At 70.3% G+C, this 20,176-nt stretch carries 26 protein-coding genes; 11 read left to right on the plus strand and 15 right to left on the minus strand.

What is annotated here, in order from left to right; all coding sequences use genetic code 11:
- The 3 genes from DW309_RS11350 to DW309_RS11360 form a co-directional block, all read left to right on the plus strand.
- A partial coding sequence (locus DW309_RS11350; protein WP_446724706.1) for an ABC transporter permease occupies positions 1-897 on the plus strand: 897 nt, incomplete at its 5' end.
- Complete coding sequence (locus tag DW309_RS11355; protein WP_136029725.1) at positions 894-1,685, plus strand: ABC transporter permease; 792 nt, start codon at positions 894-896, stop codon at positions 1,683-1,685. The genes DW309_RS11350 and DW309_RS11355, both read left to right, overlap by 4 nt.
- A complete protein-coding gene (locus tag DW309_RS11360) occupies positions 1,682-2,773 on the plus strand; it encodes an ABC transporter ATP-binding protein (protein WP_136045434.1) in 1,092 nt (363 codons plus the stop codon). Before DW309_RS11355 ends, DW309_RS11360 begins: the two co-directional genes overlap by 4 nt.
- A 73-nt stretch (positions 2,774-2,846) precedes the next feature.
- On the opposite strand, the gene DW309_RS20040 is transcribed toward DW309_RS11360, so the two are convergent.
- The 11 genes from DW309_RS20040 to DW309_RS11415 form a co-directional block, all read right to left on the minus strand.
- Positions 2,847-3,521, minus strand: a complete 675-nt coding sequence (locus DW309_RS20040) for a hypothetical protein (RefSeq protein WP_240753192.1) — start codon at positions 3,519-3,521, stop codon at positions 2,847-2,849.
- Positions 3,522-3,783: 262 nt separating this feature from the next.
- Positions 3,784-4,539: an amino acid ABC transporter ATP-binding protein gene (locus DW309_RS11370; RefSeq protein ID WP_136031965.1), complete on the minus strand. Its 756-nt coding sequence runs from the start codon at positions 4,537-4,539 to the stop codon at positions 3,784-3,786.
- On the minus strand, positions 4,536-5,333 hold the full coding sequence (locus DW309_RS11375) for an amino acid ABC transporter permease (protein ID WP_136045435.1): 798 nt from the start codon (positions 5,331-5,333) through the stop codon (positions 4,536-4,538). Before DW309_RS11375 ends, DW309_RS11370 begins: the two co-directional genes overlap by 4 nt.
- Positions 5,334-5,367: 34 nt before the next feature.
- Positions 5,368-6,186 (minus strand): basic amino acid ABC transporter substrate-binding protein, encoded by an 819-nt coding sequence (locus DW309_RS11380; RefSeq protein ID WP_136045436.1) that lies wholly within the window; start codon positions 6,184-6,186, stop codon positions 5,368-5,370.
- A 143-nt stretch (positions 6,187-6,329) separates the two neighbouring features.
- The gene (locus DW309_RS11385; protein WP_136031970.1) at positions 6,330-6,632 is read right to left on the minus strand and encodes a Dabb family protein; all 303 of its coding nucleotides are present in this window, start codon (positions 6,630-6,632) and stop codon (positions 6,330-6,332) included.
- On the minus strand, positions 6,629-6,925 hold the full coding sequence (locus DW309_RS11390; RefSeq protein ID WP_136031972.1) for a glutaredoxin family protein: 297 nt from the start codon (positions 6,923-6,925) through the stop codon (positions 6,629-6,631). Before DW309_RS11390 ends, DW309_RS11385 begins: the two co-directional genes overlap by 4 nt.
- Entirely contained in the window at positions 6,922-7,224 is a 303-nt protein-coding gene (locus DW309_RS11395; RefSeq protein WP_136035875.1) for a rhodanese-like domain-containing protein, read from the minus strand. The genes DW309_RS11390 and DW309_RS11395 overlap by 4 nt, the downstream gene beginning before the upstream one ends.
- A gap of 75 nt (positions 7,225-7,299) precedes the next feature.
- Entirely contained in the window at positions 7,300-7,398 is a 99-nt protein-coding gene (locus DW309_RS11400; RefSeq protein WP_003792170.1) for a 30S ribosomal protein bS22, read from the minus strand.
- A 118-nt stretch (positions 7,399-7,516) separates the two neighbouring features.
- Positions 7,517-7,708 carry a helix-turn-helix domain-containing protein gene (locus tag DW309_RS11405; RefSeq protein WP_116242548.1) on the minus strand — a complete coding sequence of 64 codons (192 nt, stop codon included), beginning with the start codon at positions 7,706-7,708 and terminating at the stop codon, positions 7,517-7,519.
- 75 nt (positions 7,709-7,783) lie between these two features.
- Positions 7,784-8,713, minus strand: coding sequence for a cyclase family protein (locus tag DW309_RS11410; protein ID WP_136045437.1), 930 nt, complete (start codon positions 8,711-8,713; stop codon positions 7,784-7,786).
- Between the two features lie 38 nt (positions 8,714-8,751).
- Positions 8,752-9,684: a TetR/AcrR family transcriptional regulator gene (locus DW309_RS11415; RefSeq protein WP_136031978.1), complete on the minus strand. Its 933-nt coding sequence runs from the start codon at positions 9,682-9,684 to the stop codon at positions 8,752-8,754.
- A 101-nt stretch (positions 9,685-9,785) separates the two neighbouring features.
- Here DW309_RS11415 and DW309_RS11420 point away from each other — a divergent pair, with 101 nt between their 5' ends.
- Both DW309_RS11420 and DW309_RS11425 read left to right on the plus strand, forming a co-directional pair.
- A complete protein-coding gene (locus tag DW309_RS11420) occupies positions 9,786-10,712 on the plus strand; it encodes an efflux ABC transporter ATPase subunit, DrrA-related (protein ID WP_168387252.1) in 927 nt (308 codons plus the stop codon).
- Positions 10,709-11,533, plus strand: coding sequence for an ABC transporter permease (locus tag DW309_RS11425; protein WP_240753193.1), 825 nt, complete (start codon positions 10,709-10,711; stop codon positions 11,531-11,533). The genes DW309_RS11420 and DW309_RS11425 overlap by 4 nt, the downstream gene beginning before the upstream one ends.
- A gap of 185 nt (positions 11,534-11,718) precedes the next feature.
- On the opposite strand, the gene DW309_RS11430 is transcribed toward DW309_RS11425, so the two are convergent.
- Complete coding sequence (locus DW309_RS11430; protein WP_136031980.1) at positions 11,719-12,132, minus strand: ArsR/SmtB family transcription factor; 414 nt, start codon at positions 12,130-12,132, stop codon at positions 11,719-11,721.
- 92 nt (positions 12,133-12,224) lie between these two features.
- On the opposite strand from DW309_RS11430, the gene DW309_RS11435 reads away from it, so the two are divergent.
- The 4 genes from DW309_RS11435 (at position 12,225) to DW309_RS11450 (ending at position 16,739) form a co-directional block, all read left to right on the plus strand.
- A complete protein-coding gene (locus DW309_RS11435; protein ID WP_136031982.1) occupies positions 12,225-13,655 on the plus strand; it encodes a TrkH family potassium uptake protein in 1,431 nt (476 codons plus the stop codon).
- Positions 13,648-14,319, plus strand: a complete 672-nt coding sequence (locus DW309_RS11440; protein ID WP_136031985.1) for a potassium channel family protein — start codon at positions 13,648-13,650, stop codon at positions 14,317-14,319. The genes DW309_RS11435 and DW309_RS11440 overlap by 8 nt, the downstream gene beginning before the upstream one ends.
- A 69-nt stretch (positions 14,320-14,388) precedes the next feature.
- The gene (locus tag DW309_RS11445; RefSeq protein ID WP_136031987.1) at positions 14,389-15,165 is read left to right on the plus strand and encodes an ABC transporter ATP-binding protein; all 777 of its coding nucleotides are present in this window, start codon (positions 14,389-14,391) and stop codon (positions 15,163-15,165) included.
- The gene (locus tag DW309_RS11450; protein ID WP_136045438.1) at positions 15,147-16,739 is read left to right on the plus strand and encodes a hypothetical protein; all 1,593 of its coding nucleotides are present in this window, start codon (positions 15,147-15,149) and stop codon (positions 16,737-16,739) included. Before DW309_RS11445 ends, DW309_RS11450 begins: the two co-directional genes overlap by 19 nt.
- 12 nt (positions 16,740-16,751) lie before the next feature.
- On the opposite strand, the gene DW309_RS11455 is transcribed toward DW309_RS11450, so the two are convergent.
- Positions 16,752-17,039 (minus strand): DUF1905 domain-containing protein, encoded by a 288-nt coding sequence (locus tag DW309_RS11455; protein WP_136045439.1) that lies wholly within the window; start codon positions 17,037-17,039, stop codon positions 16,752-16,754.
- A 1-nt stretch (position 17,040) separates the two neighbouring features.
- Entirely contained in the window at positions 17,041-17,880 is an 840-nt protein-coding gene (gene proC, locus DW309_RS11460; protein ID WP_136031994.1) for a pyrroline-5-carboxylate reductase, read from the minus strand.
- 59 nt (positions 17,881-17,939) lie between these two features.
- Here proC and DW309_RS11465 point away from each other — a divergent pair, with 59 nt between their 5' ends.
- The gene (locus DW309_RS11465) at positions 17,940-18,911 is read left to right on the plus strand and encodes a cation diffusion facilitator family transporter (RefSeq protein ID WP_136031996.1); all 972 of its coding nucleotides are present in this window, start codon (positions 17,940-17,942) and stop codon (positions 18,909-18,911) included.
- Positions 18,912-18,945: 34 nt separating this feature from the next.
- On the opposite strand, the gene tadA is transcribed toward DW309_RS11465, so the two are convergent.
- On the minus strand, positions 18,946-19,401 hold the full coding sequence (tadA, locus tag DW309_RS11470) for a tRNA adenosine(34) deaminase TadA (protein ID WP_136031998.1): 456 nt from the start codon (positions 19,399-19,401) through the stop codon (positions 18,946-18,948).
- 80 nt (positions 19,402-19,481) lie between these two features.
- Here tadA and upp point away from each other — a divergent pair, with 80 nt between their 5' ends.
- The gene (gene upp, locus DW309_RS11475; protein WP_136045440.1) at positions 19,482-20,114 is read left to right on the plus strand and encodes a uracil phosphoribosyltransferase; all 633 of its coding nucleotides are present in this window, start codon (positions 19,482-19,484) and stop codon (positions 20,112-20,114) included.
- The last annotated feature ends 62 nt before the right edge of the window (positions 20,115-20,176 follow it).

Raw genomic sequence — 20,176 nt, forward strand, 5'->3', positions numbered from 1 at the left:
GCCCCCGCCACCACCGCCGGGCCCGCGCGTGACGCGGGGGCCCGGCGGTCCGCGCCGTCGTTCGCGTGGCTGGGGCTGGTCCCCTTCGCGACCTACGTGGTGCTGTTCCTCGCCGTGCCGACGGTGCTCGCCGTCGGCTCGGGGTTCTTCGACGACGACGGCGCGGTCACGATGGCGAACGTGGAGGCACTGGGCGACCCCGTGGTCCTGAGGACGTTCGCGAACTCGGCCGGGCTTTCGCTGCTCACGGCCGCGGTCGGAGCGGTCGTGGGGGCCCTGGTCTGCTACGCGCTGCTCGGCGCTCCGCCCGAGGGCGCCGTGCGCCGGGCGGTCGATGCGGCAGCCGGGGTGCTCGCCCAGTTCGGCGGGGTGATGCTGGCGTTCGCGTTCATCGCCACGATCGGCATCCAGGGGGTGGTCACGGTCTTCCTGCGCGACACGCTCGGCGTCGACATCTTCGCGAACGGCACCTGGCTCTACGAGCTGCCCGGGCTCGTCCTGCCCTACATCTACTTCCAGGTGCCGCTCATGGTCATCACGTTCATGCCCGCCCTCGCCGCCCTGCAGCCGCAGTGGGCCGAGGCGAACCTCACGCTGGGCGGCACGCGGGCGAGCTTCTGGCTGCGCATCGGCCTGCCCGTGCTCGCGCCCTCGTTCCTCGCCAGCCTGCTGCTGCTGTTCGCGAACGCCTTCTCGTCGTACGCGACCGCCGCGGCGCTGGCCAGCCAGGGCTCGCAGATCGTGCCGCTGCAGATCCGTACCGCCCTCACGAGCGAGACGCTGCTGGGGAGGGAGAACCTCGCCGGGGCGCTCGCCCTCGGCATGATCGTGGTGGTCGGCGTGGTGATGGGCCTGTACTCGCTGATCCAGCGCCGGGCTGCGCGGTGGCGCTCGTGAACCGTCTCGCCCCGTCCCGCACCACGCGCTGGGTGATCGGTGTGCTCGTCGGCGCGTTCTTCGCTGTACCGCTCGTGTCGACGTTCCTGTTCACGCTCCGTGGTGCCGACGGACCGTCGTTCGAGCACTGGGCCGCGCTGTTCGACCCCGCTGCGGCGGCCGCGCTCCGGCCGATCTGGACGGGACTCGGCAACTCGCTGATCCTCGCCGTCGTGACCGTCGCGATCGTCCTGCTGGTACTGGCCCCGACGATGATCCTGGTGAACCTGCGCTTCCCGCGGCTGAAGCCCGCGTTCGAGTTCCTCGCGCTCCTGCCCATCTCGATCCCGGCGATCGTGCTGGTGGTCGGCCTCGCACCCCTCTATCTGCAGATCGGTCGCACCCTCGGCACCGGCACCTGGACGCTCGCGTTCGCCTACGGCATCACCGTGCTGCCGTTCGCCTTCCGGTCGATCCAGGCGGCGATCGACGCGGCCGACCTGCGCACGCTGTCGGAGGCGGCCCGTTCCCTCGGCGCGAGCTGGCCGGCCGTGGTGCTCCGCGTGCTCGCGCCGAACCTCCGCCAGGGGCTGCTGGCCGCGTCGCTGCTGTCGATCGCCGTGGTCCTGGGAGAGTTCACGATCGCCTCCCTCCTGAACCGTCCGGTGTTCCAGACGGCGATGCTCGTCGTGCAGAAGCAGGACCCCTACGCGCCGGCGATCTTCACCCTGCTGGCGCTGCTGCTCGTCTTCCTCCTGCTCCTCCTGATCGGCCGCGTCGCACGCGGCTCCCGAAAGGCCCGCTCATGACCCTCGACCACGCCCTCCCCCGCACGAAGGACAACCTGCTGCTCGCGCGGGCCGGCGAGGGCACCCGCGTGCAGCTCGAGGGCATCGTGAAGCGCTACGGCGGCACCACCGTGCTGCACGGCGTCGATCTCGACATCGCGCCGGGCGAGTTCGTGTCGCTGCTGGGCCCGTCCGGATGCGGCAAGACCACGCTGCTGCGCGTGCTCGCCGGGCTCGAGGTCGCGGATGGCGGTGCGGTCCTGCTCGGCGGCGGAGACGTCTCTCGGGTGGCGACCAACAAGCGCGACATCGGCATGGTGTTCCAGTCGTACTCGCTGTTCCCGCACCTGCGCGTGGTCGACAACACGGCCTTCGGTCTGCGACGCCGCGGAGTCGGCCGGGCCGAGGCGGCACGACGGTCGCTCGACGCCCTGGCTCTCGTGGGTCTCGCCGACCTCGCCGACCGCTTCCCGCACCAGTTGTCGGGTGGGCAGCAGCAGCGGGTCGCCCTCGCGCGGGCACTGGTCACCGAACCCCGGGTGCTGCTGCTGGACGAGCCCCTGTCGGCGCTCGACGCGAAGGTGCGCGTGCAGCTGCGCGACGAGATCCGCCGCCTCCAGCTCCGACTGGGCATCACCACGGTCTTCGTCACGCACGACCAGGAGGAGGCGCTGGCGGTGTCCGACCGCATCGCCGTGATGAACGCGGGGCGCATCGAGCAGATCGGCACCCCGGAGGAGCTGTACACCGCTCCGTCCACGGCGGGGGTCGCCGCGTTCGTCGGGCTGTCGAGCGTGGTGTCCGGTGTCGCGGAGGGCGACCACGTCGTGGTGTGGGGGCAGCGCCTGCCGTTGCAGACGCCGGCCGACGGCCCGGTCGACGTGTACCTGCGACCGGAGAACGTGCACTTCGCGTCGGAGGCGGACGCGGCGACCGATGCTCTGGTGGAGGAGAGCACGTTCCTCGGCAGCATGCGCCGCACGCTGGTGCGCACGGAGTCGGGCGAGCTCGTCCGCGTGCAGCACGCTCCGGGTGTGCACCCCGCGTTCGGCGACCGCGTCCGCATCGCGGTCGACCCGGAGCCCGTGGTGGTCCATCCGCGCGGCTGAGCGGCGGAGGCCCACCTCGAACGTCGGAGACCCCGCGGCCGTCTGGCCGCAGGGTCTCCGTTCGGTTTCCAGGTCAGATGGTGATCTGCCCGGCGACGGTGGCGAGCTTGTGGCGGGCGAGCGCCAGGTTCGCCTTCGCCTTGTCGAGCACCAGGTAGACGAAGAGTCCTTCGGTGCCGCTGCTGCTGAGCACATTGATCAGGTGGTACTGGTCGTCGAGCGTGATGAGGATGTCGTCGATCCGACTGGCGATGCCGAGCTCCTTCATCGTCTGCAGCTTCGCGCGGACGACATTGGAGTTCCCGGCCGCAGCGACACCGAGGTCGAAGGCGGGGTGACCGCCCTGCGCGAGAGCCATGCCGGACGCGGAGTCCGCGATCGCGACGCCCACGGCGCCGTCGATCGTCAGAAGCTCCTGCACGGACTGTTCCAGTTGTGCCATTCGTTCTCCCTGAGGTTCTGTACGGGTGCGGTCGAGCGAGGTGTCCCGCTCGATGAGGGGTGTGCCCGGGGTCGGTGCGATCGGGTCATCGCCGCCGGGCGTGAGGGTCGGAAGGAGCGCCGGGCCCGCGTCGCGGTCGACGAGTGCGTGCGCGCGCAGCGCGGGGCGCGGAGGCGGTGGCGGGAGTGTCGAGAACAGGTCCTCGAGCGCGCGGAGCGCGTCGTCATCGGGCGCGGCGGCGTCGGCCGATTCCGCGCGTGTGTTCGCAACGTCGATCTCACGTCGACGACGGCCGAAGACAGCCATCGGTCCCCCTTGTGTCACCACGAGTCGTCGCCGATCCGTCCCGGATCGCCGCCGACTTGTCCCCAGATTCCGTCGACCGCCCCAGCGATCGACCTGCACACGATACCCGGCGAACCTCCGGATCCACGCCTCCCCGCCGCGTTGTATATCGGTAGCGCGTCTCCGGCCTCCCCGCGGAGGTCGTCGCAGCCGAGGGACCGCGGTGAGAAGAACGAAACCCCCTGTCGCCATCCCGGCGGCAGGGGGTTCGTTCGTCGGTGCTTCAGAGCACGCGGGACAGGAAGTCCCTGGTGCGCTGGTGCTGCGGATCGGCGAGCACCTCGTGCGGGTCGCCCTCCTCGACGATGTGACCGCCGTCCATGAAGATCAGCCGCGAGCCGACCTCACGCGCGAACCCCATCTCGTGGGTCACGACCAGCATCGTCATGCCCTCGTCGGCGAGCGACCGCATGACCGACAGCACCTCGCCGACCAGCTCGGGGTCGAGCGCGGAGGTGGGCTCGTCGAAGAGCATCATGTCGGGGTTCATGCACAGCGCTCGGGCGATCGCGACGCGCTGCTGCTGCCCGCCCGACAGGTGACCAGGGTAGGCGCCCGCCTTCTCGGCCAGGCCCACTCGCTCCAGCATCGCGTGCGCGACCTTCTCGGACTCCGCCTTCGACCGCTTCTTCACCCGCTGCTGCGCGATCGTCAGGTTGCCGAGCACGCTCAGGTGCGGGAACAGGTTGAAGCTCTGGAACACCATGCCGATGCGGGTGCGCACGCGGTCGATGTCGACGTCGGGGTCGGTGATGTCGATCCCCTCGATCAGCACCTTGCCGCCGGTGGGCTCCTCCAGCAGGTTCACCGAGCGCAGCAGCGTGGACTTGCCCGAGCCGGACGGGCCGATCACGCAGACGACCTCGCCGGCCGTGACCGTGAGGTCGATGCCCTTGAGCACCTCGTTGTCTCCGAACGTCTTCACGAGCCCCTGGATGTCGATCGCGGGCGCGTGGACGTCGATCAGATCGGTGGTCATCGGCTCCTCGCCATCCGTCGCTCCAGCCACGCGCTGAACCGCGTGAGGGGGATCGTCACGATCAGGTACAGGATCGCGGCCATGATCAGCGGCGTCCCGTTGGCGTTCTGCGTACTGGCGTCGCGGGCGAACGTCGTGAGCTCCTTCGACCAGATGAACGACCCGGCCACGAACAGCAGCGAGGTGTCCTTCAGCAGCAGCACGAACTCGTTCGTCAGCGGCGGGATGATGATGCGGAAGCCCTGCGGCACCACGATCCAGAACGTCGTCTTCATGGGCGACATGCCGAGCGAGCGGGCCGCCTCGGTCTGCCCCTTCGGCACCGCCTGCAGGCCGGCGCGAATGGTCTCGGCCATGTACGCCGATGCCACGAGGATCAGACCGATCAGCCCGAGCACCACGGGCCCACCGAGCTTCGTGCCCGACACGCCCATGCCGATCGGCACGATGTAGGCGATCGCGAAGATCGTGAGGATCGCGGGGAGCCCGCGGAACAGCTCGATCCAGCAGGTCGCGATCCAGCGGAACGGCCCGATCTCCGACAGCTTCATCAGCGCGAGGACGATGCCGAGCAGCAAGCCGCCCAGGAACGCCACGGCGGTGAACCACAGGGTGTTGACGAGCGCGGTGGTGATGATCCCCGGGAGCATCTTCGCCGCGATCTCCGGGTTGAAGTACATCGTGGCGATCCGCGCCCAGTCGGTGCTGATCGCCGCCCAGACGACGAGGGCGATCAGCACCGCATAGACGGTGTAGCGGTACAGCTTCTTCTTCGTGGTGCGCCTCAACGCCATTGTCAAGGTCCTCCCGACCGACTCAGTTCCGTCTTCAGCTGGCCGTGAAGTACTCGTCGTAGATCTTCTGGTACTCGCCGCTGTCGCGGAGGTCCTTCAGCGCGCCGTTGACCGCCTCCAGAAGAGCATCCTTCTCGCCCTTCGCGAACGCGAAGCCGTAGGACTCATCGGTCTCGTAGGTCTCCACGATCTTGTAGGCGGAGTCGGCCTTCTCGTGCTCGAGGTTCACAGGCTGGTCCTGCAGGATCGCGTCGATCTGCCCGGCCTGCATGGCCGGCCACAGCTCGCCGTCCGACGGATACTGCACGAGCTGAGCGCCCTTCGCGTTCTCGCCCGCGTAGGACTCACCCGTGGTGCCCTGCTGCACGCCCACGTTCTTCCCGTCGAGGTCGTCGATCGACTCGATGCCCGAGTCCGTGCGCACCAGAAGCGACTGCAGCGAGTCGTAGTACGGGTCGGAGAAGTCGATGTTGGCCTTGCGCTCCTCGGTGATCGTCATGGCCGAGGCGCCGATGTCGCACTGACCCGCGGCGAGGGTGGTGCCGGACTGCAGCGCGTCGAAGCCCACATCCTGCACCGAGAGCTTCAGGTCGAGCTGCTTCGCGATCGCCCCCAGCAGGTCGATGTCGAATCCGGAGTACCCGGTCTCGGAGTCCGCGTCCTCGACCTCGAACGGCGGGTACGGGATGTCGGAGCAGACCGTGAGCGTGCCAGCCTCGATCAGACCGTAGTCGTCGCCGGCCGCGGGAGCGTCGCTGCTGCCCGCGTCGGTCGATCCGGTGGCGCATCCGGCGAGCGCGAGAGTGGCGGTGGCCACGAGTGCGAGACCGGCGAAGAGGGTACGACGGGGCATGTCGACTCCTGGGGTTCGGGGGCAGGTGCGCCCGCGGACGGGTAGGAGATCATCTAAACATGCGGCTCGTCGCGTGACCAATGACACGGGCAGACGACCGCATTACGTTTGTGTTTCGGTGCCTCCCCGCGCGGCACCCGGTCTCACACCTCGACGTCGACGGCCACACGACCGGAGACGACGGAACGGATGTATCCGGCGACCTCCTCGTGCGCAGGGTGCACCTGGTACTGCTCCAGAGCCTCGACGGAGTCGAACTCCGCGACGAGCGTCACGTCCCAGTTGGCGTCGGGGTAGACGTCGTTCGCGCCCGCCCAGATGCTGCGCAGCTGGGGAACGATGCCGTCGAGCGCGTTCAGCCGGCGGGCGACCTCGGCCGCCTGGTCCGCGCGGGTCTGCGCATCGTCGGCGGCGAGCTTCCAGGCCACGACATGGCGAATAGTCATCGGGGTGTCTCCTGATCGGTCAGGGCGTCGGCGCTCACGGCTTCCTCCAGCGCCTCGCGCAGGCGGTCGGGCGAGACGCGCCAGTGGGCGTGCAGGCGGCCGTCGATCAGCACCACCGGGATCTTCTCCCACCACTGCTCGTACAGCGCGGGGTCTTCCGCGATCGACGCCTCGACGATCTCGATCCGCTCGGCGGCGGCGTCGGGCAGCTCGGCGACCACGGCGTCGACGACCTCGGAGGCCACGTCGCACAGATGGCAGTCGGGCTTGCCGATCAGGGTGAGCGTGGTCACGCCGACGGCACCTCGACCTCGCGACCCTGCGCGATCCACTCGCCCGTGCCGCCCTCGACGTTCGTCGCGTCATAGCCGCGCGCCTCGAGCGCCTCGACCACGCGAGCCGAACGGCCGCCGGCCTGGCAGATCACGTCGAAGGACTCGGCGGGCAGTTCGTCGAGACGGTTGCCGATCTCGGACATCGGGATGTTCACCGCGCCCGGCACGTGGCCGGCCGCGAACTCGTGCACCTCCCGGACATCGATGAGCGGGGTACCGGAGCGCTCGGCGAGCTCGGCGACGGTGATCGACTTCATGACATCCTCTCGGCGGTGCGGCACGGCAGAGACACAAAGCGCCCGTCCGAAGACAGGCGCTCGGTGTCTGGCCGCTTACTTCTTGTTGCGGCGCTGGTGGCGAGTCTTGCGAAGCAGCTTGCGGTGCTTCTTCTTCGCCATGCGCTTGCGGCGCTTCTTGATGACAGAACCCACGGAAACCTCACTAAGTCAGGGGCTGGGTGTCGCCGAATCGGACACCCGGGTACGGGCACGAAAAAATGCCTCGGATCATCCTAGCAAACCCACGGGCCGCCTCGCGCCGCCCTGCGGATCAACCCGCGTCGGCGATCGGTCGCTGCAGCGCCTCGGCCACGGCCGACTCCGGGACGCGGTAGCTGCGGCCGAAGCGGATGGCGGGCAGCTCTCCGGAGTGCACGAGCCGGTACACGGTCATCTTGGACACGCGCATGAGCTCGGCGACCTCGGCCACCGTCAGGAATCGGACATCTGGAACCTCGGGCATCCCACGTACCCCTTTCTCGATGTGCACACTCTATGGGTTTCCTGGGACGCGTGTAAACCCATGTGACTCGTGTGATCAGTGGGACGCGGGCACCGTGGCGAACGCCCGCACCGGGAAGGTGCCGAACCCGCGGATCGCGGGCGGGGCCGCGGTGAAGCGGGCACCCCGCGAGGGCACCGCGTCGAGATCCGTGAGGTGCTCGACCACGTGCACGCCGGCGGCGAGGAGGATGCTGTGCGCCGGACGCTCTCCGCCGCTCTCGGTGTCGTCGATGTTGAGCGAGTCGATCCCGACCAGGCGCACCCCCGCCTCGACCAGGAAGCGGGCGCCGTCCTCCGTGAGGTACGGCGCCCCCTCCGCATAGTCGGGCGTGCCGAAGAGCCGGCTCCACCCCGTGTCGAGGAGGACCGCCGAGCCCCGCAGGTCGCGGTCCGCCAGGGTCGCCGCACGGATGCCGCGGCGCTCGGGCGACCAGGCATCGCGCAGGTGGAAGACCTCGGCGGGGAGGCCGACCAGGGTGCGCAGGTCGAGTGCGGCGAGATCGTCGCCGTCGCCGTAGCGGTGCCAGGGGGCGTCGAGGTAGGTGCCGGTGTTGCCGATCATCGTGATCACGTCCATCGCGAACTCGGTCCCCGGCGCGTAGCGCTCCCGGGATGCGGCGCGCGTGAGGAACGGGGCGATGGTCGGCGCCGGCAGCCCGGGATAGGTGATCATCCCGGCCTCGATGGGGTGGCTGAGATCCACGATGCGGTCCTCGGCCCCACCGCCGCTCGGTGCCTCGACTCCGCGGCTTCCGCGATGCGGCTCCTCGACGATGCGCAGGTCGCGGAGGTGCACCTCGTCGACCAGCGCCAGTCCCAGGTGGCGGACGAGCAGGGTGCCGATCTCCTCGGCCGAGAGGTCTTCCCGGGGAAGGTCGAGGCGGAACCCCTCCCCGTGCATGCCGCCGCCGTTGGCGAACGTGATCGAGAAATCGAAGTGAGCGCGGTGCGGAGCGGTCGTCATCCCCCCATCCTGCCCATCCGGCGCGGCGCCGGGGTCGCTCAGCCGGACTTCCTGGCCTTCGCCACCCGTTCGCGCGCCTCGCGAAGAGCCTGACGCTCGAGCTTGCGCGCCGCGCGCAGCGCCTTCTCGGCATCACGGCTGGCCTTCTGCGCCTCCTTGAGGCGCTTGTCCCCGGCGAGCTCCGCCGCATCGAGGGCGACCCACTCCTCGGAGACCCGGTGCTGCTCCCCACGATCGAGACCGTCGAGGTAGGCCGCGACACCGTCGAGCGTGCGCTCCACGGCGAAGCGGAACGGATCGGCCGGCGACAGGAACACGCCGTCCTCGATCGCCCGGCGGAGCGCGGGGAACTCCTCGGCCGAGATCACCCGATCGAACAGCGACGCCTCCCGCATCGCCACCTCTTCGGCGGAGAGACCGGAGGAGCGGGACTGCTCCGAGTACCCCGCCTGCACGATGCCGCACCAGCGAGCGTGGCCGGTGATCGCGAGGGCGACGGCCATCCGCTCGTCGGCGGTGAGCGGTGTGTCATCGAGCGCGGCGAGACTGGCGTCCAGCCAGGCGGAGCTGTTGGGGGTGATCGGCGAACCCGAGATCGGCAACGACAGGATCCACGGGTGGCGCAGGTAGACGAGGATCTGGGCCTCGTACAGCGCGAGCAGCCGCGCGCGCCAGCCCTCGACCTCGAGGTGGCTCTCCGGAGGAAGTCCGGTCGCCTCCTCCTGCATGAGCAGCAGGAGGTCGTCCTTCGCGGAGACGTAGCGGTACAGCGACATGGGGGTGAAGCCGAGCCGGGCGGCCACCGCTGCCATGGAGACGGCGCCGATGCCCTCGCCGTCGGCGAGTTCCACCGCGGCCTCCACGATCTTCTCGACACTCATCTCCCGCTTCGGCCCGCGCTGGGGATTCGCCGCGACGCCCCAGGCGAGGGCGATGCCCCGGGGGAGCTCGGGAGGCTCGATGTCGGTCATCCGCCCATCCTACTTCTGTTTATTTCATAAACAGTGTGTTACCGTCATACACAATTGCGTTGCCCATACACAGTTTTTGCGATACACAGAAAGGGATCCTGATGGAGACAGCCATCCAGGTGCGCGACCTGCGCAAGGCCTTCGGGCCGAAGCCCGTGGTCGACGACCTCGCCTTCGAGGTCGCCCGCGGCGAGGTCTTCGCTCTGCTCGGACCGAACGGCGCGGGCAAGACGACGACCATCAACATCCTCACCACCCTCACCGCCGCGGATGCGGGATCGGCGACCGTGGCGGGGTGGGATGTGCGCTCGCATCCCGACGAGGTGCGCCGGCGCATCAGCCTCACCGGGCAGGCGGCCGCCGTGGACGACGCCCTCACCGGTACCGAGAACGTCGTCATGTTCGCGCGCCTCTCGGGACTGGGGCGGGCGGCCGCGCGGCGCCGCGCCGAGGACCTCATCGCCCGGTTCGCACTGACCGACGCGGCGTCCCGCGCCGTGCGCACCTACTCCGGCGGCATGCGCCGTCGCCTCGACCTGGCGCTCAGCTTCGTCGTGACCCCGGAAGTGCTGTTCCTCGACGAGCCCACCACCGGGCTCGACACCCGTAGCCGCCGCGACCTGTGGGACATCATCCGCACGGTCGCGGGTGCCGGCACGACGGTGTTCCTCACCACCCAGTACCTGGAGGAGGCGGATCAGCTCGCCGACCGGATCGCCGTCCTGCACGACGGCCGGATCGCGGCGCTGGGCACCGCCGCCGAGCTCAAGGCGCGTATCGGCGGCGACACGGTCGAGCTCCACGACAGCCGGGGAGAGCTGCGGCGCGAGATCCCGACCGACGGCACGGTCGCCGGGCTGCGGCGCGCCCTCGATCGGCTCGACACGGAGGGGGACGACGGCGTCGTCACGCTCCGACGGCCCACCCTCGACGACGTGTTCCTGGCGGTCACGTCGTCCCCCGCGGGCCGGCCCGTATCCGGAGAGCCGGTCGACGCCGGCTCACCCACCCTCGAGGAGCTCGCATGAACACCGCGGTCACCACCCCGATGCCCCCGCACGCCTCCCCCACGCCGACGCCTCGACCGCGCCTGCGCGGGCTGACGGCCGAAGCCGTCTTCGTCGGACGCAGCCTGCGGCACTCGCTGCGCGACAGCGAATCACTGCTCATGGCGATCATGCTGCCCGTCATGCTCATGCTCATGTTCACGTGGGTGTTCGGCGGGGCGATCGACCCCTCCGGCGCCTACGTCGACTACGTCGTGCCGGGCATCATCCTCACGTGCGCGGGGTTCGGGGCGTCCTCCACGGCGGTGTATGTCGCGAACGACATGCGCTCCGGCATCATCGACCGGTTCCGCACCATGCCGCTGCGCGCCGGAGCCGTGCTCACCGGGCACGTGGTGGCGAGCGTCCTGCGCAACCTGGTCGCGACGGCCATCGTCATCGGCGTCGGGGTGCTGGTCGGGTTCCGCCCGACCGCGTCGCCGGGCGACTGGATCGCGCTGGGCGGGCTGATCACGCTCTACATCCTCGCGATCACGTACCTGTTCGCGGCGATCGGCCTCGCCGCCGGCAGCCCCGAGGGTGCCAACGGCTACGGCTTCGTGCTGCTGTTCCTGCCCTACCTGTCCAGCGCGTTCGTGCCGGTGGCGAGCATGCCGGAGTGGCTGCAGCCGGTCGCCGCGCACCAGCCCATCACCCCGATCGTCGAGACCATCCGCAGCCTGCTCCTCGGCACCGACGCCGGAACGCAGCCGTGGTGGGCGGTGCTGTGGTGCGTGGTGATCCTCGGCGTCGCCGTCGTGTGGGGCGCGTGGCTGTTCCGCCGCAAGGCGGGCCGCCGCTGAGCCCGTCCCGTCCAGCCCGCGCATAGCCGCCGCTCGCCGGTCGCCCAGACAGCTCTGGCACTGTCGATGCAGGACTTGTGCCGGCACCGCCGAGTCCGTTGCGGAGCTGGGGTCCGTGGATCGCCCCTGACGACATGCCCCCGGTCGTCAGGGGCGATGTCCGTTCCGGCGCGGCTGCGCGCGCGTCAGGCGCCGAGCCGCTTGAGCGCCGTGGTCACCACGTGCTTGGCCGATGCGGCCGCGCGTCCGACCACCTCGGCGGCGTGTGCCGCACCATCGGGAAGACCACCCGGGTAGGCGATGTCCGGGGCCGCGTCACCGTAAGCGTCGACGAGGAACGGGACCAGCCAGTCGTCGACGACCTCGAGCGGCTCGACGGCGAGGCTGTAGAACCGACGCTGCCCGTCCTCGCGCACGGTCACGAGCTCGGCATCGCGCAGCACCTTGAGGTGCTTGGAGACGGTGGGCTGGCTGATCCCCAGGTCGGCCACGATCTGGCTCACGCTGGTGCCGGACTCGCCTTCGGACGTTCGCCGGAGCAGGAGCTGGAGGATGTCGCGCCTCGTACCGTCTGCGATCACGTCGAAGATGTCCGTCATGGCATCAGGGTAGTCGCCCCCGGCACGGAGTACCATGACGAGGGCTCGGCGGGCGGCGTCGTGCACGGATGGATTCGAACGAGGGGGCAGCGATGTCGGGCATCGTTTCGGCGTCGTCGCCCCGACAGCGGTTCCCGGGGTCGGGCGGGCGCTTCAAGCACCTCATCACGTCGTCGCCGTCGCGGTTCGCGATCTCCGTGTTCGCGCTGCTGATCCTCGTCTTCACCGTCCTCTTCTCGCTGCCGATCGCATCGGCCGACCGCACCGTCACGCCGCTGAGCGACGCCCTCTTCACCGCCGTCTCCACGATCTGCGTCACGGGTCTGGCGACCGTGGACATGGCCAACCACTGGTCGCCGTTCGGGCACGTCCTGGTGTTCATCGGCGTGAACATCGGCGCGCTGGGCGTGCTGACCCTCGCCTCGCTGATGGGCATGCTCATCTCCAAGCGCCTCGGGTTGCGCGCCAAGCTCATGGCCGCGGGCGACACGAACCCGCTGCGCGCGCACGGCGGCGTCGTGAACGAGAGCCAGACGGTGCGGCTGGGCGAGGTCGGGCAGCTCCTCACCACGGTCGCCGTCTCGGCCCTCATCATCGAGGCCTCCCTCGCCGCGCTCCTCTACCCGGCCCTGGTGATGGCCAAGGTCGACCCGATCGCCGCACTGTGGGAGGCGCCCTACTTCGCCGCCATGGCGTTCACCAACACCGGCTTCGCCCCCAACGACGGCGGCGTCGCGGTGTTCGCCGACGACTACCTCGTGCTGTTCCTGCTCATGGTGGGCGTCTTCCTCGGCAGCATCGGCTTCCCCGTGATCTACACGCTCGCCAAGCACGTGTGGCACGTGAAGCGGTGGTCGCTGCACTCCAAGCTCACGATCGTCACCACCGTGCTGCTGTTCGTGGTCGGTGCCGCCGCGTTCCTCATCCTCGAGTACGACAACCCGAAGACGTTCGGGTCGATGGACGCCGCCGACACGACCTTCCAGGCGTTCTTCCTCTCCGCGATGACGCGCTCCGGCGGCTTCAACGTGATCGAGATGGACGATCTCAACGGCTCCTCCCTGCTCGCGGCGAGCATGCTCATGTTCGTCGGCGGCGGCTCCGCGTCGACCGCGGGAGGCATCAAGGTGACCACCCTCGCCGTGCTCGCGATCGCGGTGTGGTCGGAGGCGAAGGGACGCCAGTCGGTCGAGGCCTTCGGGCGGCGCATCCCGAGCGACGTGCAGCGCGTCGCCCTCAGCGTCGTCGCGTGGGGAGCGACCATCGTGGCCCTGTCGACCATCGTGATCGCGCAGATCACGAAGGCCGACATCAGCCACGTGCTGTTCGACGTCATCTCCGCGTTCGGCACCGTCGGCCTCTCGACGGGCCTGACCGGCGAGCTGCCGGATTCCGCCTCGTACGTCATGGCCGCGACCATCTTCATGGGGCGCGTTGGTACAGTGACTCTCGCCGCGGCAGTCGCCGCGACGTCGCGAACGCAGTACTACTCACTGCCGGTGGAAAGGCCGATCGTTGGTTGAAGTCCTGCGCGGAGACGCCCCCGTCCTCGTCATCGGCCTCGGCCGGTTCGGTGCGGCGTGCGCCGGTGAGCTCGACCGTCTCGACCGCGAGGTCCTCGCGATCGACGACAATCTCGAGCTCGTGCAGAAGTGGTCGGAGCGGGTCACCCACACCGTGCAGGCCGATGCCAGGAACATCGACGCCCTGCGCCAGATCGGCGCCCAGGACTTCCAGGTCGCGGTCGTCGCGGTCGGCTCCTCGATCGAGGCATCCGTGCTCATCACCGCGAACCTCGTCGACCTCAAGGTCCCGCAGATCTGGGCCAAGGCCGTCTCCCAGTCGCACGGCAAGATCCTCGCCCGCGTCGGCGCCAATCACGTGATCTACCCCGAGCGCGAGGCCGGCGAGCGCGTCGCCCACCTGGTGAGCGGTCGCATGCTCGACTTCATCCGCTTCGACGACGACTTCGTGCTCGCCAAGATGTACCCGCCGAAGTTCATCCGCGGCGTCGGCCTGAACGAGTCCGGCGTGCGCTCGAAGTACAAGGTCACCGTCGTCGGCGTGAAGAGCCCCGGCAAGCCGTTCCGCTACGCCGAGGCGAATACCATCGTCACCAACCACGACCTCATCATCGTGTCGGGCACCAACAGCGATATCGAGCGCTTCGCCGCCCTGGACCGCTGACCGCGCCCCATCCCGACTCCCCCTCGCGGTGGATGCGTCCCTCGACTCCCGCGTGATGGGATGGGGGCCATGACCGACCACGCCCCGGCCCCTCCCGTGCTCGCCCTCCGCGGGCTCCGCAAGCAGTTCGGCCAGAAGGTCGCCGTCGACGGCCTCTCGCTCGACGTCCCCGCCGGATCGATGCTCGGCCTGCTCGGCCCGAACGGTGCGGGCAAGACCACCACGCTGGCGATGACGACGGGGCTGCTGCGTCCGGACGCGGGCTCGGCGTGGGTGCTCGGACACGACGTCTGGCAGGACCCGGCCCGGGCCAAGGCGCTCATGGGTGTGCTCCCCGACGGGATCCGCATGCTCGACCGCCTGACGGGTGCCGAGCTGCTGCGCTACACCGGCCTGCTCCGCGGCATGCCCGAGGCCGAGGTGCACACCCGCACCGGCGAGCTGCTCGACGCGCTGGGCCTCGGCGACGACCGCGACACCCTCGTCGTGGACTACTCCGCCGGCATGCGCAAGAAGATCGGCCTGGCGTGCGCGCTGATCCACGCGCCGCGGCTGCTGCTGCTCGACGAACCGCTGGAGGCCGTCGACCCGGTGTCGGGTCAGACCATCCGGCAGATCCTGCGCGCCTTCGTCGACAGCGGCGGCACGGTGGTGCTGTCCAGTCACGTCATGGAGCTGGTCGAGTCGATGTGCGACCGCGTCGCGATCGTCGCCGAGGGGCGACTGCTGGCGCACGGAGAACTCGACGAGGTCCGAGCCGGGATGACGCTGCAGCAGCGCTTCCTGTCGCTCGTCGGTGCCCACGACCTGGGAACGGAGACGCTCGCATGGTTGCGCTCCTCGTAGGCCTGCGGCTGCGTCAGCTCGGTCACCAGCTCGCGCGCAACCCGTGGATGATCGTCACGCTCGTCGTGGTCGGCCTCCTGGCCGTCGGCATCCTCGCGACCCTGACGGTGGGGGTCGTGCTGCTGCGGATCGGTGCGCCAGACGCCGCCGTGACCGCGCTCGTGCTGACGGGAGCCGTGATCGTGCTCGGCTGGTGGATCGGGTCGATCCTCGTGAGCGGCGACGACGCCCTGGCGCCCGACCGGTTCGCCCTGCTGCCGGTCACGGCGAAGCGGATGCTCCCGGGGCTCGTGGTCGCGGGCGTCACCACGATCGGCGGCATCGGCACCGCACTCGCCCTGCTGCTGATGCTCCTCGGCTGGTCGGTCGACGTGCTCGCCCTGCTCGCCGCGTTCGTCCTCATCCCGGTGGCCCTGGCGACCTGCGTGCTGGGCGCCCGCGTCGTGAGCGGGCTGCTCGGGAAGTGGCTCGCCCGGCGCCGCACCCGCGACCTCGTGCTCACGGTGGGTGTCGTGCTGCTGGCGTCGTCCGGACTGCTGCTGAACATCGGGCTCCAGGCGCTGACGACCGTGCACGACGTCGGCGGGGCGTTCACCACCGTGGCCGAGGTCGCCGCCTGGACCCCGGTCGCCGCCGTGTTCGGGGTTCCCGCGGCGCTCGCGCAGGGGGCGGTGGGGGTCGCACTGCTCCGGCTGCTCATCGCCGTCGGCACGGTCGTGCTCCTCTGGGTCGCGGCCCGCGTCCACCTCGACGCCCGCCTCACGGCACCTCTCGTGTCCAGCGGGGGCGGCCGGGTCCGCTCGGGCGGCCTGCTCGACCGGATGCTGCCGGCGGGACCGGTCGGTGCGATCGCGGGCCGCACGCTCCACTACTTCCGCCGCGACCCGCGCCAGGTCGTCAATGTGGTGATGCTGCTGATCCTGCCCGCGATCTTCCTCGGTCTCGCCGTGATGAACGGCCTGCGGGAGGAGTCCGTGGGACTCGCTCCCGCCATCGTGCTGATCCCGGCCATCAACGCTCTCCTCGCGGGGAGCATCGTGCAGCTGGCCATCGCCTACGACAACGACGCGGTCGCCCTGCACATCCTGACCGGTGTCAGCGGCACCGCAGACCGGGCGGGACGGCTGCTCGGCTTCGGGCTGATCGGCCTCCCGGTCACGATCGCCCTGTGCGTGGCGACGTGCCTGGTCGCCGGACGACCGGACCTGCTGCCCGCGAGCCTCGGCGCGGCGCTCGGCCTGATGGCGGTGTCGGCCGGCGCGGGCGCGTGGGTGGGCGCGTTCCTCCCCGGTCGCGCTCCCGCTCCCGAGGCGAACCCGTTCGGTCGCGGATCGGCGGGCGGCGCACAGTCCTTCCTCGCGATGCTGATCATGTCGCCGATCACGCTGATCCTGGGCGGCCCGGCTCTGGGCTTCGGGATCGCCGCGATCTGGATGCCGTCGCTGGGCTGGGTGAGTCTGGCGTGTGCGGTCGTGATCGGGACCGCCGCCGTGTGGGGCGGGACCGTGCTGGGCGGCAAGACGCTCGAACGGCGGTGGCCGGAGGTGCTCGCGGAGGTGTCGAGCGAGGGCTGAGCCCCGCGCGGGTCAGGCGTCGATGTCGAGGACGACCTCGACCACGTCGCCCACGCCGAGCCCCTCCCGATCCTGCAGCACCTTCCTGATCGGCACGATGTAGCCGCCGTCCTTCGGCCACAGCGCGGTGGTCACGGTCGTGCCGCCGATCGTCACCGTCGCGGGGATCATGCCCCAGCCATAGGTGACGACGGCGGCGACATCGTGGATCATCGCGCTCTCGACCGGCGGCACCGTGACGAAGTGGAACGGCGCCGGCCCGCGCCAGAACCAGATCTCCCCCTCGACCCGCAGCCGCATGTCACGCCCCCGCGGCGAGCTCCTTCGCGCGGGCGAGCGCGGCCGCGGCGGCCTCGGCGAAGGTCCGGTCGAGGTGGGCGTCCTGCAGCACGGCGACGGCGCGCTCGGTGGTGCCCTTGGGACTGGTCACACGGCGCCGCAGCTCGGCCGGGTCTTCGCCCGACGCGTCGAGCAGGGCGGTCGCACCGATGAAGGTCTGCTCGACCATGAGCCGCGCATCCGCCTCGGTGAACCCCATCCCGATGGCCGCCGTGGTGACCTCCTCGATCAGGAGGAACACGTACGCGGGGCCCGAGCCGGAGATCGTGGACAGCGCGTCGATCTGCGACTCCGGCACCTCGATCACCGCGCCGACCGTCTCGAACAGGCGTCGCACGAGCGCCACGTCGTCCGCGGTCGCCGCGGCCCCGGCGGCGAGGCCGGTCACGCCCTTGCGGACGGTCGACGGCGTGTTCGGCATCGACCGGATCACGCGGGCTCCGGTGCCCAGGTGGTCGGCGAACGTCTGCAGGGTGACCCCGGCGGCGAGGCTGACGACGATCGTGTCGGCGGTCAGGTGCGGAGCGATCTCGCGCAGCAGCTCCGGCACCATCGCGGGCTTGACGCCCACCAGCACGATCCGGGCGCCCGACACCGCCTCGGCGTTGCCCTCCGGCCGCTCGGACAGCGCGATGCTGGTCACCCCGTCGAGCCCATCGAACGACGCCGCCTTCTCCGTCGTGCGGTTCGTCGCGGTGATCCCGCCGTCGACCGGGACGCCCGATGCGAGCACGCCGCGGAGGATCGCCCCGCCCATCGAACCGGCACCGAGGAACGCGAGGGAGGGAAGTGAGTCAGCCATGTGGTCATCCTACGGCGGGCGCTCCGGCGTCCCCCGACCGGCGGTTCTAGACTCGACGCATGAGTGCATCCGGAGGAAGCAAGGCCATCGTCGCGGCGTTCCTGGCGAACCTGGGCATCGCTCTCGCGAAGTTCCTCGCGTGGGCCCTCTCCGGCTCCGCCTCCATGCTCGCGGAGGCCATCCACTCGGTCGCCGACTCGGGCAACCAGCTCCTCCTCATGCTCGGCGGACGCAAGGCCCAGCGCCGAGCCGACCGCGCGCACCCGTTCGGCTACGGACGCGAACGCTACGTGTACGCCTTCGTCGTCTCGATCATCCTGTTCTCGGTCGGCGGCCTCTTCGCCATCTACGAGGGCGTCGAGAAGCTCACGAACCCCCACGAGCTCGACAAGACCTGGTGGTGGCTGCCTCTCGTCGTGCTGCTGATCGCGATCGGCCTGGAGTCGTTCTCGCTGCGCACCGCCGTGAAGGAGAGCAACCTCGTGCGCGACCGGGGCCAGTCGTGGCGGTCGTTCGTGCGGCGCGCCAAGGCCCCCGAGCTTCCGGTCGTGCTGCTCGAGGACGTCGGCGCCCTGACCGGTCTGACGTTCGCGCTGCTCGGCGTGGGCCTCACCCTCCTCACCGGCAACCCCCTCTTCGATGCGCTCGGCACCGTCATGATCGGCGTGCTGCTGGTGCTGATCGCGATCGTGCTCGGCGTCGAGACGAAGAGCCTCCTGGTGGGCGAGGGAGCCACGCAGGCCGACGAGGACCGCATCGTGGACGCGATCACGGACGGCCCGGAGATCGAGAAGATCATCCACCTGAAGACCCTGTACCTCGGGCCGGACGAGCTCATGGTCGCCGCGAAGATCGCCCTCAACGCCGACAAGCCCCTGCGCGAGGTCGCCGACGACATCGACGCGATCGAGAGCCGCATCCGCGAGGCCGTTCCGGTGGCGCGCGTCGTCTACATCGAGCCCGATGTGTACCGCCCCGCGATCGACCCGGAGCCCTCGACGGACGTGTTCGTGCTCAAGTCCTCGGACTGAGGCGCGGCGGTCGCGCAGTGATCCGACCCGGCAGTCACCGCCGCTGCGCGAAGAAGTCACGCAGCAGCGCGGTGGACGCCTCTTCGTCGACCCCGCCGATGACCTCCGCACGGTAGGGAAGACGTCGGTCCCGCAGCACGTCGTACATCGACCCGGCCGCACCCGCCTTGTCGTCCCACGCGCCGAACACCACGCGCCCGACGCGCGCCTGCAGGATCGCGCCGGCGCACATGAGACACGGCTCCAGCGTCACCACGAGCGTGCAGCCGTCGAGGTTCCACGAGCCGAGTGCCGCCGCGGCCGCCCGCAGGGCCACGACCTCGGCGTGACCGGTCGGGTCGTGCGTGGTCTCCCGCGTGTTGCGGCCCTCCGCGAGCATCCGCCCCTGGGCGTCGAGCACCACGGCGCCCACCGGGATCTCGGCGTCTGCGGCGGCCTCCGCGGCCAGCACGAGCGCGCGCTGCATCGCAGTGCGGTCGGCGGCGGTCATGCGTCGAGCCTACGGCAGCGCCAGCGGCGCCCCGGAGGACCGATGTCGTGCGCGCGGTCGCGGCGCATTAGCCTGTATCCATGCGTGTTCACGTCGCCGACCACCCCCTCATCACCCACAAGCTCTCGGTGCTGCGCGACGCGCGCACCCCGTCGCCCGTGTTCCGGCAGCTGACGGAGGAGCTCGTGACCCTCCTGGCGTACGAGGCTACGCGCAGCGTGAAGGTGTCGCCGGTGGAGATCACGACCCCGGTCACCACCACCACGGGCGTCAAGATCTCCGAGCCGCGCCCCATCGTCGTCCCCATCCTGCGCGCCGGCCTCGGCATGCTCGAAGGCCTCGTGAAGCTGCTCCCGACCGCCGAGGTCGGCTTCCTCGGCATGGTCCGCGACGAGGAGACGTTCGAGCCCACCACGTACGCCGAGCGGCTGCCGGACGACCTCAGCGACCGGCAGTGCTTCGCGATCGACCCGATGCTCGCGACCGGGGGATCGCTGGCCGCGGCCATCCAGTTCCTGTTCGACCGCGGCGCGAAAGACGTCACGGCCATCTGCCTGCTCGGCACCCCCGAGGGCGTCGCCGCGATCGAGGCGATGGCCGGCGACCGGGATGTGACCCTGGTGCTGGGTGCCCTCGACGAACGCCTGAACGAGAAGGGCTACATCGTGCCCGGCCTCGGCGACGCGGGCGACCGCCTGTACGGCACCGTCTGACCCGGGCGGCCCGACCCCGGGCGGCCCGAGGCTACGTCAGCGCGTGAGCACGGCAGCGCGTC

The organism is Microbacterium sp. K41, assembly GCF_004794395.1.
In the GTDB taxonomy this organism is placed as follows: domain Bacteria; phylum Actinomycetota; class Actinomycetes; order Actinomycetales; family Microbacteriaceae; genus Microbacterium; species Microbacterium sufflavum.

Excerpts from the sequence above, each read along its gene's own strand:
- DW309_RS11380 (WP_136045436.1), bottom strand. The coding sequence starts at position 6,186 with ATGCCCCGTCGTACCCTCTTCGCCGGTCTCGCACTCGTGGCCACCGCC.
- DW309_RS11420 (WP_168387252.1), top strand. The coding sequence starts at position 9,786 with ATGGAGACAGCCATCCAGGTGCGCGACCTGCGCAAGGCCTTCGGGCCG.
- DW309_RS11410 (WP_136045437.1), bottom strand. The coding sequence starts at position 8,713 with ATGACGACCGCTCCGCACCGCGCTCACTTCGATTTCTCGATCACGTTC.
- DW309_RS11425 (WP_240753193.1), top strand. The coding sequence starts at position 10,709 with ATGAACACCGCGGTCACCACCCCGATGCCCCCGCACGCCTCCCCCACG.
- DW309_RS11450 (WP_136045438.1), top strand. The coding sequence starts at position 15,147 with ATGGTTGCGCTCCTCGTAGGCCTGCGGCTGCGTCAGCTCGGTCACCAG.
- tadA (WP_136031998.1), bottom strand. The coding sequence starts at position 19,401 with ATGACCGCCGCCGACCGCACTGCGATGCAGCGCGCGCTCGTGCTGGCC.
- upp (WP_136045440.1), top strand. The coding sequence starts at position 19,482 with ATGCGTGTTCACGTCGCCGACCACCCCCTCATCACCCACAAGCTCTCG.
- DW309_RS11375 (WP_136045435.1), bottom strand. The coding sequence starts at position 5,333 with ATGGCGTTGAGGCGCACCACGAAGAAGAAGCTGTACCGCTACACCGTC.
- DW309_RS11360 (WP_136045434.1), top strand. The coding sequence starts at position 1,682 with ATGACCCTCGACCACGCCCTCCCCCGCACGAAGGACAACCTGCTGCTC.
- DW309_RS11455 (WP_136045439.1), bottom strand. The coding sequence starts at position 17,039 with ATGCGGCTGCGGGTCGAGGGGGAGATCTGGTTCTGGCGCGGGCCGGCG.
- DW309_RS11405 (WP_116242548.1), bottom strand. The coding sequence starts at position 7,708 with ATGCCCGAGGTTCCAGATGTCCGATTCCTGACGGTGGCCGAGGTCGCC.
- proC (WP_136031994.1), bottom strand. The coding sequence starts at position 17,880 with ATGGCTGACTCACTTCCCTCCCTCGCGTTCCTCGGTGCCGGTTCGATG.
- DW309_RS11385 (WP_136031970.1), bottom strand. The coding sequence starts at position 6,632 with ATGACTATTCGCCATGTCGTGGCCTGGAAGCTCGCCGCCGACGATGCG.
- DW309_RS11395 (WP_136035875.1), bottom strand. The coding sequence starts at position 7,224 with ATGAAGTCGATCACCGTCGCCGAGCTCGCCGAGCGCTCCGGTACCCCG.
- DW309_RS11415 (WP_136031978.1), bottom strand. The coding sequence starts at position 9,684 with ATGACCGACATCGAGCCTCCCGAGCTCCCCCGGGGCATCGCCCTCGCC.
- DW309_RS11430 (WP_136031980.1), bottom strand. The coding sequence starts at position 12,132 with ATGACGGACATCTTCGACGTGATCGCAGACGGTACGAGGCGCGACATC.
- DW309_RS11445 (WP_136031987.1), top strand. The coding sequence starts at position 14,389 with ATGACCGACCACGCCCCGGCCCCTCCCGTGCTCGCCCTCCGCGGGCTC.
- DW309_RS20040 (WP_240753192.1), bottom strand. The coding sequence starts at position 3,521 with ATGGCTGTCTTCGGCCGTCGTCGACGTGAGATCGACGTTGCGAACACA.
- DW309_RS11465 (WP_136031996.1), top strand. The coding sequence starts at position 17,940 with ATGAGTGCATCCGGAGGAAGCAAGGCCATCGTCGCGGCGTTCCTGGCG.
- DW309_RS11435 (WP_136031982.1), top strand. The coding sequence starts at position 12,225 with ATGTCGGGCATCGTTTCGGCGTCGTCGCCCCGACAGCGGTTCCCGGGG.
- DW309_RS11370 (WP_136031965.1), bottom strand. The coding sequence starts at position 4,539 with ATGACCACCGATCTGATCGACGTCCACGCGCCCGCGATCGACATCCAG.